We start from the raw sequence: 15,333 nt of genomic DNA, 5'->3' as shown, positions 1-15,333 counted from the left end.
GCGACATGACCACCTTGAGCCCGGCCAAAGGCCCGATCGGCGAGCCGCTGGACCGCGTCGACGGCCGCCTGAAGGTCACCGGCGCCGCGCGCTACGCCGCCGAGCGCAAACCGTCCGCGCCGCCGCTTCACGGCGTCATCGTCGGCGCGACCGTCGCCAAGGGCCGCGTCACGGCGATCGACGCCGCGGCGGCGGAGGCCGCGCCCGGCGTCCGGCTGGTGATGACCCACCGGAACGCGCCGAAGCAGCCTGAGTTCGGCCCGGCGCGCATCGCCGGAAACCGCTTCCAGCGCGCGCGGCCCTTCCTAGGCGACGACCGCGTGCGGCACTGGGGCGAGCCTGTCGCCTTCGTGGTGGCCGACACCTTCGAGCAGGCCCGCGCCGCCGCCGATCTCGTGAAGGTCACCTACGATGCGGAGCCGCATGCGATCGGGCTCGAGGAGCATCTTCGCGAGGCCTACGCGCCCGAGACCATCAATGTCGGCATGCCGACCGACACCGAGGTCGGGGACTTCGAGGCCGCTTTCGCGGCCGCTCCCGTGAAAGTGGACGAGACCTATCATGTCGCCCAGCAGCACCACATGGCGATCGAGCCCCATGCGGCGGTGGCGGAGTGGGACGGCGACGAACTGACCGTCTTCACCGCGAGCCAGACGATCGCCAACACGCGCGCCAGCCTCGCGGCGACGCTCGGGATTGACAGGGAGAAGCTGCGCGTCGTCAGCTCCTACATCGGCGGCGGATTTGGTGGAAAGCTTGGCATGCGCGCCGAGACCGCGCTCGCCGCTTTCGCCGCGAAGGCGCTCTCGCGGCCGGTGAAGGCGGTCCAGACGCGCCGCCAGACCTTCTACACTGTGGGGCACCGGCCGGAGGCGATCCAGCGGGTGCGGCTCTCGGCGACGCGGGATGGCCGGCTGACGGGCGTCTCGCACGAGGTCTGGATGCAGAGTTCGCCCGTCGAGGAGTTCGCCGAGCAGACCGCGTCCTCGACCCGCGCGCTCTATGGCGCGCCGGCGATCCTGACGCGGCACCGCCTCGTCAATCTCGACATGCAGGGCGGCGAGCCGGTGCGCGCGCCGGGCGAGGCCCCGGGCTTGCTGGCGCTCGAGAGCGCGATCGACGAGCTTTGCTACAAGCTCGGCATGGACCCGGTCGCGTTCCGCATCCTGAACGACACCCAGATCGATCCGGAGAAGAAGAAGCCGTTCTCGTCCCGCCATCTCGTGGAGTGTCTGCGGGAGGGCGCGGCGCGCTTCGGCTGGGCGGACCGGCCGAAGGCCCCGCGTGAGCGGCGCGAGGGAGCGAAGCTGATCGGCTACGGCGTCTCCGCCGCGATCCGGCCGAACTACATCGGGCCGTGCGCGGCTCATGTCCGCGTCGCCGAGGACCGCAGCGTCGTCGTGCGCACCGACATGACCGACATCGGCACCGGCACCTACACGATCCTGACGCAGGTCGCGGCCGAGACGCTCGGCGTCCCGCTGTCGGCGGTCACCGTGGAGCTCGGCGACAGCCGCTTTCCCGTCAGTCCCGGCTCCGGCGGCTCCTGGGGCGCGGCGAGTTCGGCCTCCGCGGTCCACGACGCCTGCCTGAAGGTGAAGGCCGAGATGGCGCGCACCGACGAGGCGCGGGTGTTCGAGGCGACAGGCTCGGTCAAGGGCATGCGCGACACCCAGGCCTACAAGGACTTCTCGCAATACTGCTTCGGCGCGCATTTCGCCGAGGTCGAGGTGGACGAAGACACTGGTGAGATCCGGATGCGGCGCATGCTCGGCGCGTTCGCGGCGGGCCGAATCCTCAACGCCAAGACCGCGCGCTCGCAGATGGTCGGCGGCATGATCTGGGGCGTGTCCTCGGCGCTGTTCGAGGAGGCGGTGAACGACCCGCGCACCGGCCACATCGTCAACGGCGACCTCGCGGAGTACCACGTCGCGGCCCATGCCGACGCGGCCAATGTCGACGCCTTTTTCATCGACGAACACGATGAACGCGCGAACGCGCTGGGCGCGAAGGGCGTGGGCGAGCTCGGCATCTGCGGGGCGGGCGCGGCGCTTGCGAACGCGGTGTTCAATGCGACCGGGGTGAGGGCGCGCCGGTTCCCGATCACTCTCGATCAGGTCATCGCGGGCGTCTGAGCCGGGTTCTCCAGGGATCGCCCGACTTCTGACGCATGCTGGCCGGCGCGCTCAGCCGCCGGAGACGCGCGGCTGAGCGGGGCCGATCAGCGCCTCGTCATAGATCACGCCGCGGCGCTTCGGCCGCGTCAGCGGGCTCGGGATCGGCGCGTTGCCGTTCACGAGGTCGATCCCGGAGTAGATGTCGCCGGCGACCTGGAGCGTCAGGCGCTCCTCGTCGCGCTTGCGGACGTCGGCGACGATCTCCGCGGCCTCCTCCTCGGGCACGTCGAGCCCGATCAGAACCGCCTCGCCGAAGGCCATGGCGGATTCGAAGGTCTCGCGAAGCTGGTAGTCGACGCCGCTCCGGATCAGGTCGATGGCGTGGCCGCGGTCGTAGGCGCGGACGTAGAGCTGCGCCTGCGAGAATTCGTGACGGGCGAGATCGGCGATCTTGCTCGCGGTCTGCCGACCGTCGGCGCAGACGACGATGGCGCGGGCCTCGCCGGCCCCGGAGGTGCGCAGCACGTCGAGCCGGGTTCCGTCGCCGTAGTAGACCTTGAAGCCGAATTCGGCCGCGGCCTCGATCATCTCGACATCGAGCTCGATGATCGAGACGTCGAAGCCGCGCGCCAGCAGCGGCTGGCTGACCATCTGTCCGAACCGTCCGAAACCGACGATCAGCACCGAGCCGGTGAGGCCGTCCGCCCGCTCGACATTGTCGAGCGAGGTCTCCGGGCGCGGCGGCATCAGCCGCTTCAGCGCGATCGCGGTGAACGGGGTCAGCGCCATGGAGATGATCACCGCGGCGGTGAACACCGCGTTCTCGCGCGCGTCCATCACGCCGGACGCCGTGGCTGCGGCGTAGAGCACGAAGGCGAACTCGCCGCCCTGTGCGAACAGGGCGGTGCGGTCCACCGCCTCGCGCCAGTTGGAGCCGAACAGGCGCGCGACCACGAAGATGCCGGCGGCCTTGACCGCCACGAAGCCCACGACCGCGGCGGCGACCATCCCCCAGTTGGCGGCGATCGCGGGCAGGTCGAGCGACATGCCGACGGCGAGGAAGAACAGGCCGAGCAGGATGCCGCGGAACGGCTCGATGTCGGCTTCGAGCTGGTGGCGGAAGGTCGACTCCGACAGCATCACGCCGGCGAGGAAGGCGCCCATGGCCATCGACAGTCCGCCGATGTCCATCAACAGAGCCGAGCCCAGCACCACCAGCAGGGCGGCGGCCGTCATCACCTCGCGCGCTTTGGACCGGGCGAGGATCTTGAACATGGGGTTGAGCAGATAGCGGCCGGCCACGACCAGCCCGATGATCGCGGCCAGGGCGATCGCGACGCCGGTGAGGCGCGAGCCCCCCGCGTGCGTCTCCTGCGGCGCGAGGAAGGCGACGATCGCGAGCAGCGGCACGATCGCGAGGTCCTCCAGCAGCAGGATCGAGACCGCCTTCTGGCCCGCCGGCGTCGAGGTGTCGCCGCGTTCGTCCAGCATCTGCATCACGACGGCGGTGGAGGAGAGCACGAAGCCCATGCCGGCGACGAAGGCCACGGGCGCCGACAGTCCGGCCAGAATGCCAGCGAAGGTCAGCAGCGCGCCGCAGACCGCCACCTGCGCCAGGCCGAGGCCGAAGATCTCGCGTCTCAGCCCCCAGAGGCGCGAGGGCTGCATCTCGAGCCCGATGATGAACAGCAGCATGATGACGCCGAACTCGGCGACGTGGAGCACCGAGGCCGGATCCGGGAACAGGCCGATCGCGAACGGACCGATGACGATGCCGGCCGCGAAATAGCCGAGCACCGAGCCGAGGCCGAGCCTTCGGAAGATCGGCACCGCCACCACGCCGGCGCCGAGCAGCGCCACCACCTGAACCAGTTCGTTCGATCCGCCTTCCGCCGCCATTCCGCGTCTCCCGCCGTCCCGCTCACCGTCTGGCCGTACCCCATGCGGGCCCGGCGCGCCACTTCGCCCCGCCGGTCAGGCGGCGAGCGTCTGCTCCACGGCGAGCGCCCGCGCCAGGAAGCTTGCGTCGTCGTAGCGGCGGCCGACGAGCTGCACGCCGATCGGCGCCGGGGCCTCCGTGCGCACGGGGATGGTCACGCAGGGCGTTCCGAGCGCGCTCCAGAGCTTGTTGAAGACCGGCGATCCCGTGAAGTCGAGACCGATCGGCGCCGGTCCCGGCGCGCTGAAGGTCAACAGCAGGTCGAAGGTCCCTCCGAGCGCGTCCATCTCGGCGCGCGCTCCGTTCATTTGCGCGAGCGCCGCCGCGTGGACCGCGGCGGAGACGGCGAGCCCCTCCGCGATCAGGCGGGAGAACGAGGCGCTGATGCGCTCCGGCGCGGTCGACTGTTCGAAAGCGGTCGCGAGCGCCGCCTCGCGCGCCATGATGGTCCAGTGCGCGGCGTCGAGTTCATCGAAGGAGGCCGGCGGCGTGATCTCCTCGACCGCGTGGCCGGCCTTCGCCAGCGTCTCCGCGGCGCCGAGCACCGCGGCCTGGGCTTCCGGCGAGGCCTCGCCCCAGTTCGCGCCGCGCACGAGGCCGACGCGCAAGCGGTTCGCCACGGGCTGGAGCGGGGCGCCGTCGCCGCCAAGCAGCAGGTCGCAGAGCAGGGCGCAGTCGTCGACCGCGCGGCCGAACAGGCCGACGGTGTCGAAGCTCGGCGCCAGCGGCTTCATGCCGGCGGTCGGCAGCAGGCCGAAGCTCGGCTTGAAGCCCACGATCCCGCAAAACGAGGCGGGGCGGATGACGGAGCCGGCCGTCTGCGTGCCGATTCCGGCCGGCGTCATGCCGGCCGCCACCGCCGCGGCCGATCCGGAGGACGAGCCGCCGGGGGTGCGGGCCGGATCGCGCGGATTGCGCGTCGGGCCCGGATGAGCCATCGCGAATTCGGTCGTGACGGTCTTGCCGACGAGGCTCGCGCCGAGCGCCCTCAGTCTGGCCGCGACCGCGGCGTCCGTCTTCGGCCGCCAGCCGGCGTAGATCGGCGAGCCGTAGGTCGTCGGCATGTCGGCGCTGTCGAAGATGTCCTTGAGCGCGACGGGAAGGCCCGCGAGCGGCAGGCCGGCGCGGCCGGGGAGGGCGTCGCGCGCATGGTCGAGGTCGAGATGCGCGAAGGCCCTGATCTCGGGCTCGCGCGCCTCGATCGCGGCGGCGCAGGCGTCGAACGCCTCCGTGGCCGTGATGTCCCCGCGCGCGATCCTGGCGAGCGTGTCGCGCAACGGCGTGTCGGTCATGAGCGGCGGTCCCCGGCGTGAATGATTCCTGACGCCGGGAGTTTAGCGGGCGCCGACCGTCTGCGGGACGCGGTCAATCGTCATGACGCGTCCGTGAACGCCGCGACGGGGACGGCGGCCTCAGCGGGCGTCCCGGAGCAGCCGCGCGACCGTCGGCGCGAAGTAGGTCAGCACGCCGTCCGCGCCGGCGCGCTTGAAGGCCAGAAGGCTTTCGAGCATCGCAGCTTCGCCGTCGATCCAGCCGTTCTTCGCGGCGGCCTGGATCATCGCGTACTCGCCGGAGACCTGATAGGCGAAGGTCGGCAGCCGGAAGCGCTCCTTGAGGCGCCACACCACGTCCAGATAGGGCAGGCCCGGCTTCACCATCAGCATGTCGGCGCCCTCGGCGACATCGAGCTCGGCCTCGCGCAGCGCCTCGTCGCCGTTGGCCGGGTCCATCTGGTAGGTCTTCTTGTCGCCCGTCAGCGCCTTGCGGGTGCCGATCGCGTCGCGGAACGGGCCGTAGAAGGCGGAGGCGTACTTCGCGGCGTAGGACATGATCTGGACGTCGGTGCGCCCGGCGTCGTCGAGCGCGGCGCGGATCGCTCCGACGCGGCCGTCCATCATGTCGGAAGGCGCGATCACGTCGGCGCCGGCGTCCGCCTGCGCCATCGCCTGCCGCACCAGCACCGCGACGGTGGCGTCGTTCAGGATGCGGTCGCCCTTCATCAGCCCGTCATGACCGTGGCTGGTGTAGGGGTCGAGCGCGGCGTCGGTGATCAGGCCGATCTGCGGGACCTCGCGCTTCAGCGCGCGCAGCGCCCGGCAGGTGAGGTTGTCCGGATTGATCGCCTCGGAGCCCGCAGGGTCGCGAAGGTCCGGGTCGGTGTAGGGGAACAGCGCGATCGCGGGGATGCCGAGCTCCGCCGCGGTCTCCGCCTCGCGCACCGCCTGGTCGACGGTGAGGCGCTCGACCCCCGGCATGGCGGACACCGGCTCGCGGCGATCGTCGCCGTCGATCAGGAAGATCGGCCAAATAAGGTCGTTCACGCTGATCGCGTTCTCGCGCACCAGCCGGCGCGACCAGTCGGCGCCGCGGCTGCGGCGCGGGCGGCGGGTGAGGTCGAGGGCGCCGTCCTCGAGGCGGATGTCCATGCCCCGCGCGCGGAGGCTTCCGATCGTTTCGTGCATGCTGACGTCTCCGTCCGGTCGGCGGCGGGGGCTTGCAGCCGGACTGCCGTCCCCGCTCGTTGACGGCGTTATAGCACTCTGGAGGCCTTCCAGAGAGAGCCCGGAGCGTTTTCCGTTCGGTCAAATCGTCATAGCGGCGCCGATTTGCGCGCAGGGGCCAGTTCGCGGACATTGGCGCTCCGCCGACTCGCGCGGCGCCGGCCTGGCTTCGTCCGCGCCGCCGCGCTCTCCGAGACACCGACCGAGGAGCGCGCCCGTGTCCCCCGCCGCCCGCGCCTGCCGCAGTCCGGACGCCCGGACCCCGTGAACGACAGCGACGACCTTGCGCCGATCTCGCTGAAGGAGACCCGGCTGCGCGGCTCCTCCGCCGCGCGGCCCTGGGAGTGGCGGCTGTTCGCGTTCATCCGCGTGCTCGCGGTCGTCCAGTTCGCGAAGGGGCTCGCGCACTGGACGGCGCTGATCGGCGTGGGCGGCGAGCCGTTCGCGGACGTCTCCACCGCCCGGCGCGTGGGGACGGTGTTCTTCGCCGTCGCCGATCTGGTGGCGGCCGTCGGGCTCTGGCTCGGCGCCGCCTGGGGAGCCGTGATCTGGTTGCTGACCGCGACGGCGCAGATCCTGTTCGCGGCCTTCGCCGGCGGCTCGATCTCCGGCCACTGGGCGGTCACCGCCTTCGAGGCGGCGGCGATCGTGACCTATCTCGCGCTCTCCCTCGCCGCGAAACGCGAAGAGCGCTGAGCGCCTGCGCGTCCTTCGCGCCGAGTCTTCGGCCGGTCGTCCCAAGTCCATGGTCAGCATTTTTTCACCATGGCTCCCCCGCGAATTCAGGGCTGTCTGCAATTCTTCAGACATCGGAAGGACAAATCAAAATCTATTTACGTTTGTCCTGGTAACGGCTCATTGACGAAGCGCGGCAACGCTTTGTTCAGTCTGAGAAATAAAGACAAATTTCAGCAAGTCATTTAAACGCATTTTCACTTCCGACGCCTAGATTGAGGTCAAAGGGGCGCGGAACAGGACGACGCCCCAAGATCAAATGGCATACGGGAAGGCGTCAGATATGAAGAACCTCGCGCGCACCACCGAGAAGCCGGCCGCCGACCCCCGTCAGGTGGAGGTTCGCCCGCTTTACCTTGAGGCGCTGACGCTGGTGGAGCGGCTGCATCGCCGCCTGCTGGACGTCATCAAGGACGAGTTCGACCGCCGGGGCCGCTCCGACATCAACAGCGTCCAGGCGCTGCTGCTGTACAACATCGGCGACAGCGAACTGACCGCCGGCGAGCTGCGCACCCGCGGCTACTATCTCGGCTCGAATGTCTCGTACAATCTGAAGAAGCTCGTCGAGATGGGCTTCCTGCACCACCAGCGCTCCCGCATGGACCGCCGCTCGGTGCGCATCAGCCTCACCGAGCAGGGCCGCGAGATCCACAACATCGTGGAAGAGCTCTACGCCAAGCACATCCGCACCATCGAGCAGGTGGGCGGCGTGAACGCCGAGGACTTCCGCACCCTGAACGTGGCGCTGGTCCGTCTCGAGCGCTTCTGGACCGATCAGATCCGCTTCCGCCTCTGATCGCGTCGTGCGGTCGGCCGCGAGCGCCTGACGCGGAGTCCGTGGATCGGAGAGCGCGCTCTCCGATCCGTCGATTCGGAAGAATCTCGAATCCGTTAAGCGTTTGATGACGTCCTTGGGGCCTTTCTGAATAAAGACGGCCGGCGTTGCGCGAAGCCCACAGCGCTTGGGGCTGCAGCGGACGCGGATCGGCCGGCGTGTGGCGTTTGGCGTGGACTGGCGTATGCGTATGGCGTTCCTGACCCGGGCGAGGCTTGCCGCCGCCGTCCTTCTGCCCCTGGCCCTCGCGGGCTGCGGACATGTCGGCAAGCCGACGAACGTCCGCCTGACGGCCCGCGAATGCATGGCGCGGGCGATGTATTTCGAGTCGAACCGCTCGAGCGACGACGGCATGCTCGCGGTCGGCACCGTGGTGATGAACCGCGTCGAGTCCGGCAAATATCCGCGCACGGTTTGCGGCGTGGTGGGCCAGCCCCGCCAGTTCGCGCCCGGCGTGCTGACCCGACCGATGACCGACAGCGGCAAGCCGCGCGCCTTCCGGATGGCGGACGCGGTGCTGCGCGGCGCCCGCAACCCGCGCGTCGGCTCGAAGTCGATGTTCTTCCACACCGCCGGCTACAAGTTTCCGTACCGGAACATGCACTATGTCGCGATCGCCGGGGGCAACGCTTTCTACGAGAAGCGCCGTCCCGGCCCCGGCATCATGATCGCGAGCCAGGAATCGATCGCGTCGGCGGAACGCGTCCGCATGGCCTCGATCGAGCCGGAGACGCCGGTCGCCGTGGTCCGCGAACCGGTCCGAATCGAGCGCCGACAGGCGCGCCCGGCGCCGGTCGCGGAGCGCCGTATCCAAGTCGCCGACGCGCGCCCGCTGCCGCCCTACGAAGCGCCGCGTCGCCGCGAGGAACCGCGGCCGGAGCGCGGCCACCCCCGCGACGAGATCGTGCGCTACGACGGCTACGCCGAGCCGTTGTCGCAGGCCGGCATGCGCGAGACCTACGGCGAGCCCCGCCGGGTCGCCTCGAACGAGTACGACAGGCCGCGTGAGCCGCGTCGGATCGAGGCCGTCGAGCCGGTCATGGCCTCCGCGGTTCCGCCGCGTCCGGCGATCCGCTCCGCGCCCCGCTCGATCGAGGATCTGATCGCCGAAGGCGGTCGCTGACCGCGGCGTCCCGCGCGTCGCCGTAGCCATTTCCCACAAAAGACGGGGTCGCGGATCGCCGATCCGCGGCCCCCTCTTTTGTCATGGAGCATGAGGGGCTTCGCGCGCTCCAGCGGGCGGACGGGCGAGGATTTTTCCCATCGCCTTTGAATTGTTTTGCTTCTTAAGCGAGGCGGTCTTGCGCCTAAAGTGGCAGGGGGCTAAGCCTCGCCCGACGGCTGCGGCGATCCGCTGCAGCGCAGCAACGGACCTGCGCGGTTGGCGGCGTTAAGATCGCTGCGCGCGGACCCCGCTTCAGACGTGGAGGTCGACGTCGCGATGACGGATCTGCTCGCGGATTATCTGCCGCTCGTGATCTTCCTCGGCGTTTCGCTGCTGATCGGCGTCGCGCTGCTTGCGTCGCCATTTTTTCTGGCATACCAGAACCCAGACCCTGAGAAGCTGTCCGCCTACGAGTGCGGCTTCAACGCTTTCGACGACGCGCGGATGAAGTTCGACGTCCGGTTCTATCTGGTCGCGATCCTCTTCATCATCTTCGACCTCGAGGTGGCCTTCCTGTTCCCCTGGGCCGTCGCGTTCAAGGAGGTCGGCGTCTTCGGGTTCTGGTCGATGATGGCGTTCCTCGGCGTGCTGACGATCGGCTTCATCTACGAGTGGCGCAAAGGGGCGCTGGAATGGGATTGAGCCAGAACCCGTCCGACACGCTGGTCGCGCCCGCCCCGAAGGGACTGGTCGACGCCTCCGGCAGGCCGCTCGGACATGACGACCGCTTCTTCGGCGAGCTGAACGCGGAGCTGTCCGACAAGGGCTTCCTCGTCACCTCGACGGAGGACCTCATCAACTGGGCCCGCACCGGCTCGCTGATGTGGATGACCTTTGGCTTGGCGTGCTGCGCCGTAGAGATGATGCAGGTCTCGATGCCGCGCTACGACGTGGAGCGCTTCGGCTTCGCGCCGCGCGCGAGCCCGCGGCAGTCCGACGTCATGATCGTCGCCGGCACGCTGACCAACAAGATGGCTCCGGCGCTGCGCAAGGTCTACGACCAGATGCCGGAGCCGCGCTACGTCATCTCCATGGGCTCCTGCGCCAACGGCGGCGGCTACTATCACTATTCCTACGCCGTGGTGCGCGGCTGCGACCGGGTGGTGCCGGTGGACGTCTACGTGCCGGGCTGCCCGCCGACGGCCGAGGCGCTGCTCTACGGCGTGCTGCTGCTGCAGAAGAAGATTCGCCGCATCGGCACGATCGAGCGGTGAGGAGGACGCGATGAGCACCTCTCCCCACGACGTTCTGGAAACGCTCGCGGCCCATGTCGCGGCCGGTCTCGGCTCCGCGCTGACCTCCGCCTCGGTGGCGTATGGCGAGCTGACGCTCAAGGTCGAGGCGCGCGACATCGTCGAGGTCGTGACCTTCCTGCGCGACGACCCCGAATGCCGGTTCGTGTGCTTCGTCGACGTCGCGGGCGTGGATTGGCCTGCGCGCGAGAAGCGTTTCGACGTGGTCTATCATCTGGTGTCGCCGGTGAAGAACCTGCGCGTCCGGGTGAAGGTCGAGGCCGACGACGTGACGCCGGTGCCGTCGATCACAGGCGTTTTCCCCGGCGCGCTGTGGTTCGAGCGCGAGGCCTACGACCTCTATGGCGTGCTGTTCTCGGACCATCCGGACCTGCGCCGCCTGCTCACCGATTACGGGTTCGACGGCCACCCCCTCCGCAAGGACTTCCCCACCACCGGCTTCGTCGAGGTGCGCTGGGACGACGAGGCCAAGCGCGTGGTTTACGAGCCTGTCCGGCTCAACCAGGAGTTCCGCAACTTCGACTTCCTGTCGCCCTGGGAAGGCACGGAATACGTGCTGCCCGGCGACGAGAAGGCCAAGGCGAACTGAGGTCGGGCGATGGCTGAGCCAGGCGGAAGGTCGGGAGGCTGTCTGTGCGGCGCGGCGCGCTTCACGGCGCGGCCGCTGGCGCTGGAGATCGACGCGTGCCACTGCGGCAACTGCCGCAAATGGAGCGGCGGCGTGTTTCTCGGCGTGCCGTCCTGCGACGTCGCCTTCGAGGACGACGCGGCCGTCGCGGCCTACGCCTCGTCGGAGTACGGCGAGCGCGTGTTCTGCAAGACCTGCGGCTCAAGCCTGATGTGGCGGATGCAGGACCGCAGCGCGACCGCCGTGGCGCTGCAGGCCTTCGACGACACGGACGGGTTTGTGTTCGCGGAAGAGATATTCATAGACGCGAAGCCGTCGCTCTACGCCTTCTCGAACGACACTCGCAAACTGACCGGCCCTGAGTTCTTCGCTCGCTGGGCCGCGGCGCAGGAGCAGGCCGGTGGCTGAAGCCGAGATCCGGAACTTCACGATCAACTTCGGCCCGCAGCACCCTGCGGCGCATGGCGTTCTGCGTCTCGTGCTCGAGCTCGACGGCGAGGTGGTGGAGCGCGTCGACCCGCATATCGGGCTGCTCCACCGCGGCACCGAGAAGCTGATCGAGACCAAGACCTACCTGCAGGCGATGCCCTATTTCGACCGGCTCGACTACGTCGCGCCGATGAACCAGGAGCACGCCTTCTGCCTCGCCACTGAGCGGCTGCTCGGCGTCGAGATCCCGATGCGCGCGCAGCTCATCCGGGTGCTCTATTCCGAGATCGGCCGCATCCTCAGCCATCTCCTCAACGTCACCACGCAGGCCATGGACGTGGGCGCGCTCACCCCGCCGCTGTGGGGCTTCGAGGAGCGCGAGAAGCTGATGGTGTTCTATGAGCGCGCCTCGGGCTCGCGCATGCACGCGGCCTATTTCCGGCCGGGCGGGGTGCATCAGGACCTGCCGGATCAGCTCGTCGAGGACATCGACCGCTGGTGCGTCGGCTTCTACAAGGCGCTCGACGACATCGACGCGCTGCTGACCGAGAACCGCATCTTCAAGCAGCGCAACGTCGACATCGGCGTGGTGCCGTTGCACGAGGCCTGGGAGTGGGGCTTCTCCGGCGTCATGGTGCGCGGCTCGGGCGCGGCCTGGGACCTGCGCAAGTCGCAGCCCTATGAGTGCTACGCCGACCTCGATTTCGACATTCCGATCGGCAAGAACGGCGACTGCTACGACCGCTATCTCATCCGCATGGAAGAGATGCGGCAGGCGACGCGCATCATGCAGCAGTGCTGCGCGCGCCTGAAGACCGAGAAGGGCCCGATCGCGACCCTCGACGGCAAGGTGGCGCCGCCGAAGCGCGGCCAGATGAAGCGCTCGATGGAGGCGCTCATCCATCACTTCAAGCTCTACACCGAGGGCTACCGGGTGCCGGAGGGCGAGGTCTACGCCGCCGTCGAGGCGCCCAAGGGCGAGTTCGGCGTCTATCTGGTCTCGAACGGCGACAATAAGCCGTACCGCTGCAAGATCCGCGCGCCCGGCTTCGCGCATCTCTCCGCCATGGACCACATGTGCCGCGGCAACATGCTGGCCGACGTCTCCGCGATCCTCGGCTCGCTCGACATCGTGTTCGGCGAGGTGGACCGGTGACGCTCGTCCTTCGCTCAACCGTCATGCCCGCCTTCGCGGGCATCCACGACTTCCTCAAGCCGCGACGCCTTCAAGTCGTGGATACCCGGACTGCGTCCGGGCATGACGTCGAGGGAACTGTCTAAGATGTCCGTCCGTCGTCTCGCCGAGGTCCAGCCCGCCGATTTCGCCTTCACGCAGGACAACCTGCACTGGGCGGAAGGGCAGATCGCCAAGTATCCGGAAGGGCGCCAGGCCTCGGCGGTGATCCCGCTGCTGTGGCGCGCGCAGGAGCAGCACGGCGGCTGGCTGCCCGAGCCCGCGATCCGGCGCGTCGCCGAGATGCTCGGCATGCCGGTGATCCGCGTGATGGAGGTCGCGACCTTCTACACGATGTTCAACCTGAAGCCGGTCGGCGAGCACTTCGTCCAGCTCTGCGGCACCACCCCTTGCGCGCTGCGCGGGGCGGAACGGCTGAAGGACGTCTGCCGGAAGCTCATCGGCGACCAGAACCACGTCACCGACGATGGCAAGCTGTCCTGGCTCGAGGTCGAGTGCCTCGGTGCCTGCTCTAACGCGCCGATGGTCCAGATCAACTTCGACTATTACGAGGACCTGACCCCGGAGAGCTTCGAAGCGCTGCTCGAGGACCTGCGGGCAGGCCGTCCCGTGAAGACCGGGTCGCAGACCGGCCGGTCGTGCTCCGCGCCTTTCGGCGGCGACACCTCGCTGACTGACGAAAGCCTTTACGACGGTTCCGTCGTCGGCTCGTGGAAGAGCCGCTTCAGCGACGAGCCGAAGGGCGACGCGACCGAGCCGGACAGCGCGGGACGCCCCGCCGAGGGCGCGCGCCCGGAGGCTCAGGCCGCGAAGGGCAAGGGCGACGCCGACGGCGCCGCCGACGGAAAGGCGAAGGACGCGGCGCCGGTTCAGGCGCGCACCAGCGACCGCAGCCGTCGCGAGGGCCAGCCCGCCTGGAACAGCGGCGCCGCCGAGGGCCAGATCAAGCGCGAGGCGCAGCCTTCCGGTGACGGGACGCCGTCCTCCGCAAAGCCGTCCGAGAAGGGAGCGTGACGCTATGCTGACCGATCGCGACCGCATCTTCACCAATCTCAACGGCCGCCGCGGCGCCGACCTCGAGAGCGCGCTCAAGCGCGGCGCCTGGGACGAGACCAAGTTCCTGCTCGAAAAGGGCCGGGACTGGATCGTCGCGGAGATGAAGACGTCCGGCCTGCGCGGCCGGGGCGGGGCGGGCTTCCCGACGGGCCTCAAGTGGTCCTTCATGCCGAAGCCGCAGGAAGGCCGCCCGCACTACCTCGTCGTGAACGCCGACGAGTCCGAGCCGGGCACCTGCAAGGACCGGGAGATCATGCGGAACGACCCGCATCTCCTGATCGAGGGCTGCCTGATCGCGTCCTTCGCAATGCACGCCCACGCCTGCTACATCTACATCCGCGGCGAGTACGTCCGCGAGCGCGAGGCGCTGCAGCGCGCGGTGGACGAGGCCTATGCGGCAAATCTCGTCGGACCGAACAACAAGCACGGCTATCCCTTCGACATCTACGTCCACCACGGCGCGGGCGCCTACATCTGCGGCGAGGAGACGGCCCTTCTCGAAAGCCTCGAAGGCAAGAAGGGCATGCCGCGGCTGAAGCCTCCGTTCCCGGCGAACATGGGCCTCTACGGCTGCCCGACGACGGTGAACAACGTCGAGTCGATCGCGGTCGCGGGCACGATCCTGCGCCGCGGCGGGGCCTGGTTCGCCGGCATCGGCAAGCCCAACAACACCGGCACCAAGCTGTTCTCGATCTCCGGCCACGTCGAGCGGCCGTGCAACGTCGAGGAGGAGATGGGCATCTCCTTCCGCGAGCTGGTCGAGAAGCACTGCGGCGGCGTCCGCGGCGGCTGGGACAACCTCTACGCGGTCATTCCCGGCGGCTCGTCGGTGCCGGTGCTGCCCGAGCACCAGTGCCAGGACCTGTCGATGGACTTCGACACCCTGCGCAACCTGCGCTCGGGCCTCGGCACCGCGGCCGTGATCGTCATGGACAAGTCCACCGACATCGTCCGCGCCATCGCCCGCATCTCGCACTTCTACAAGCACGAGAGCTGCGGCCAGTGCACGCCGTGCCGCGAGGGCACTGGCTGGATGTGGCGCGTGCTGGAGCGCATGGCGGTCGGCCGCGCGGAGAAGCGTGAGATCGACATGCTGCTGGAAGTGTCCACGCAGGTCGAAGGCCACACGATCTGCGCCCTCGGCGACGCCGCGGCATGGCCGGTGCAAGGCCTGATCCGGCACTACCGCCACGAAATCGAAAAGCGCATCGACGACTACGCCGCCAACCCCGCCACGCGGGATTACGCGATGGCGGCGGAGTGAGGACGATGGCCGACGAACCCGACAACATCGTGCTGACCTACCTGCGCCGGATTGACCAGAAGCTTGACCGCGTGACCGACGACGTGGGCGATCTCAAGGTTCGCGTGACAGCGGTCGAAGAAGGGATCGCTGGCGTGAACCGTCGTCTGGACCGGCTGGATCAGCGGGTCGACCGGATCGAGCGCCGGCTCGATCTTTTCGACATGCCGCACTGAG

The 15,333-nt window shown here is 69.1% G+C and carries 15 protein-coding genes; 12 read left to right on the top strand and 3 right to left on the bottom strand.

From position 1 onward, the window contains the following. Positions 1 to 5 precede the first annotated feature (5 nt). Positions 6 to 2,135, top strand: a complete 2,130-nt coding sequence (locus tag ACFSCV_RS03260) for a xanthine dehydrogenase family protein molybdopterin-binding subunit (protein WP_378796966.1) — start codon at positions 6 to 8, stop codon at positions 2,133 to 2,135. A gap of 51 nt (positions 2,136 to 2,186) precedes the next feature. Here the strand turns inward: ACFSCV_RS03260 and ACFSCV_RS03255 are convergent, their stop codons facing one another. The 3 genes from ACFSCV_RS03255 to hemB all read right to left on the bottom strand — a co-directional run bounded on the left by ACFSCV_RS03255 (position 2,187) and on the right by hemB (position 6,518). Further along, positions 2,187 to 4,016 carry a monovalent cation:proton antiporter-2 (CPA2) family protein gene (locus tag ACFSCV_RS03255; protein WP_378796964.1) on the bottom strand — a complete coding sequence of 610 codons (1,830 nt, stop codon included), beginning with the start codon at positions 4,014 to 4,016 and terminating at the stop codon, positions 2,187 to 2,189. Between the two features lie 75 nt (positions 4,017 to 4,091). Then, entirely contained in the window at positions 4,092 to 5,348 is a 1,257-nt protein-coding gene (locus tag ACFSCV_RS03250) for an amidase (protein WP_378796962.1), read from the bottom strand. Between the two features lie 120 nt (positions 5,349 to 5,468). Continuing rightward, positions 5,469 to 6,518, bottom strand: coding sequence for a porphobilinogen synthase (gene hemB, locus ACFSCV_RS03245; protein ID WP_378796957.1), 1,050 nt, complete (start codon positions 6,516 to 6,518; stop codon positions 5,469 to 5,471). Between the two features lie 303 nt (positions 6,519 to 6,821). Between hemB and ACFSCV_RS03240 the strand changes: the two genes are divergently transcribed. The 11 genes from ACFSCV_RS03240 (at position 6,822) to ACFSCV_RS03190 (ending at position 15,332) form a co-directional block, all read left to right on the top strand. After that, a complete protein-coding gene (locus ACFSCV_RS03240) occupies positions 6,822 to 7,253 on the top strand; it encodes a DUF6163 family protein (protein WP_378796955.1) in 432 nt (143 codons plus the stop codon). A gap of 322 nt (positions 7,254 to 7,575) precedes the next feature. Next, on the top strand, positions 7,576 to 8,088 hold the full coding sequence (ldtR, locus tag ACFSCV_RS03235; protein WP_271201720.1) for a transcriptional regulator LdtR: 513 nt from the start codon (positions 7,576 to 7,578) through the stop codon (positions 8,086 to 8,088). 229 nt (positions 8,089 to 8,317) lie between these two features. After that, positions 8,318 to 9,250, top strand: coding sequence for a cell wall hydrolase (locus ACFSCV_RS03230; protein ID WP_378796953.1), 933 nt, complete (start codon positions 8,318 to 8,320; stop codon positions 9,248 to 9,250). Between the two features lie 318 nt (positions 9,251 to 9,568). Then, positions 9,569 to 9,934 (top strand): NADH-quinone oxidoreductase subunit A, encoded by a 366-nt coding sequence (locus ACFSCV_RS03225; protein WP_271201715.1) that lies wholly within the window; start codon positions 9,569 to 9,571, stop codon positions 9,932 to 9,934. Beyond that, positions 9,925 to 10,506 carry a NuoB/complex I 20 kDa subunit family protein gene (locus ACFSCV_RS03220; RefSeq protein WP_271201714.1) on the top strand — a complete coding sequence of 194 codons (582 nt, stop codon included), beginning with the start codon at positions 9,925 to 9,927 and terminating at the stop codon, positions 10,504 to 10,506. Before ACFSCV_RS03225 ends, ACFSCV_RS03220 begins: the two co-directional genes overlap by 10 nt. 10 nt (positions 10,507 to 10,516) lie before the next feature. After that, positions 10,517 to 11,134 carry an NADH-quinone oxidoreductase subunit C gene (locus ACFSCV_RS03215; RefSeq protein WP_378796950.1) on the top strand — a complete coding sequence of 206 codons (618 nt, stop codon included), beginning with the start codon at positions 10,517 to 10,519 and terminating at the stop codon, positions 11,132 to 11,134. A 9-nt stretch (positions 11,135 to 11,143) separates the two neighbouring features. After that, entirely contained in the window at positions 11,144 to 11,581 is a 438-nt protein-coding gene (locus ACFSCV_RS03210; protein ID WP_378796948.1) for a GFA family protein, read from the top strand. Next, positions 11,574 to 12,758, top strand: coding sequence for an NADH-quinone oxidoreductase subunit D (locus ACFSCV_RS03205; RefSeq protein ID WP_271201711.1), 1,185 nt, complete (start codon positions 11,574 to 11,576; stop codon positions 12,756 to 12,758). The genes ACFSCV_RS03210 and ACFSCV_RS03205 overlap by 8 nt, the downstream gene beginning before the upstream one ends. 126 nt (positions 12,759 to 12,884) lie before the next feature. Further along, a complete protein-coding gene (gene nuoE, locus ACFSCV_RS03200; RefSeq protein WP_378796946.1) occupies positions 12,885 to 13,811 on the top strand; it encodes an NADH-quinone oxidoreductase subunit NuoE in 927 nt (308 codons plus the stop codon). A 4-nt stretch (positions 13,812 to 13,815) separates the two neighbouring features. Next, the gene (nuoF, locus tag ACFSCV_RS03195) at positions 13,816 to 15,117 is read left to right on the top strand and encodes an NADH-quinone oxidoreductase subunit NuoF (protein ID WP_378796944.1); all 1,302 of its coding nucleotides are present in this window, start codon (positions 13,816 to 13,818) and stop codon (positions 15,115 to 15,117) included. A 5-nt stretch (positions 15,118 to 15,122) separates the two neighbouring features. Next, positions 15,123 to 15,332, top strand: coding sequence for a hypothetical protein (locus ACFSCV_RS03190; RefSeq protein WP_378796942.1), 210 nt, complete (start codon positions 15,123 to 15,125; stop codon positions 15,330 to 15,332). Position 15,333 lies beyond the last annotated feature (1 nt).

The organism is Methylopila henanensis (assembly GCF_042681025.1).
GTDB classification, from domain to species: Bacteria; Pseudomonadota; Alphaproteobacteria; order Rhizobiales; family Methylopilaceae; genus Methylopila; species Methylopila henanensis.
The sequence above is the reverse complement of the archived record's forward strand: the minus strand, read 5'-3'. Positions and strand labels throughout refer to the sequence as shown.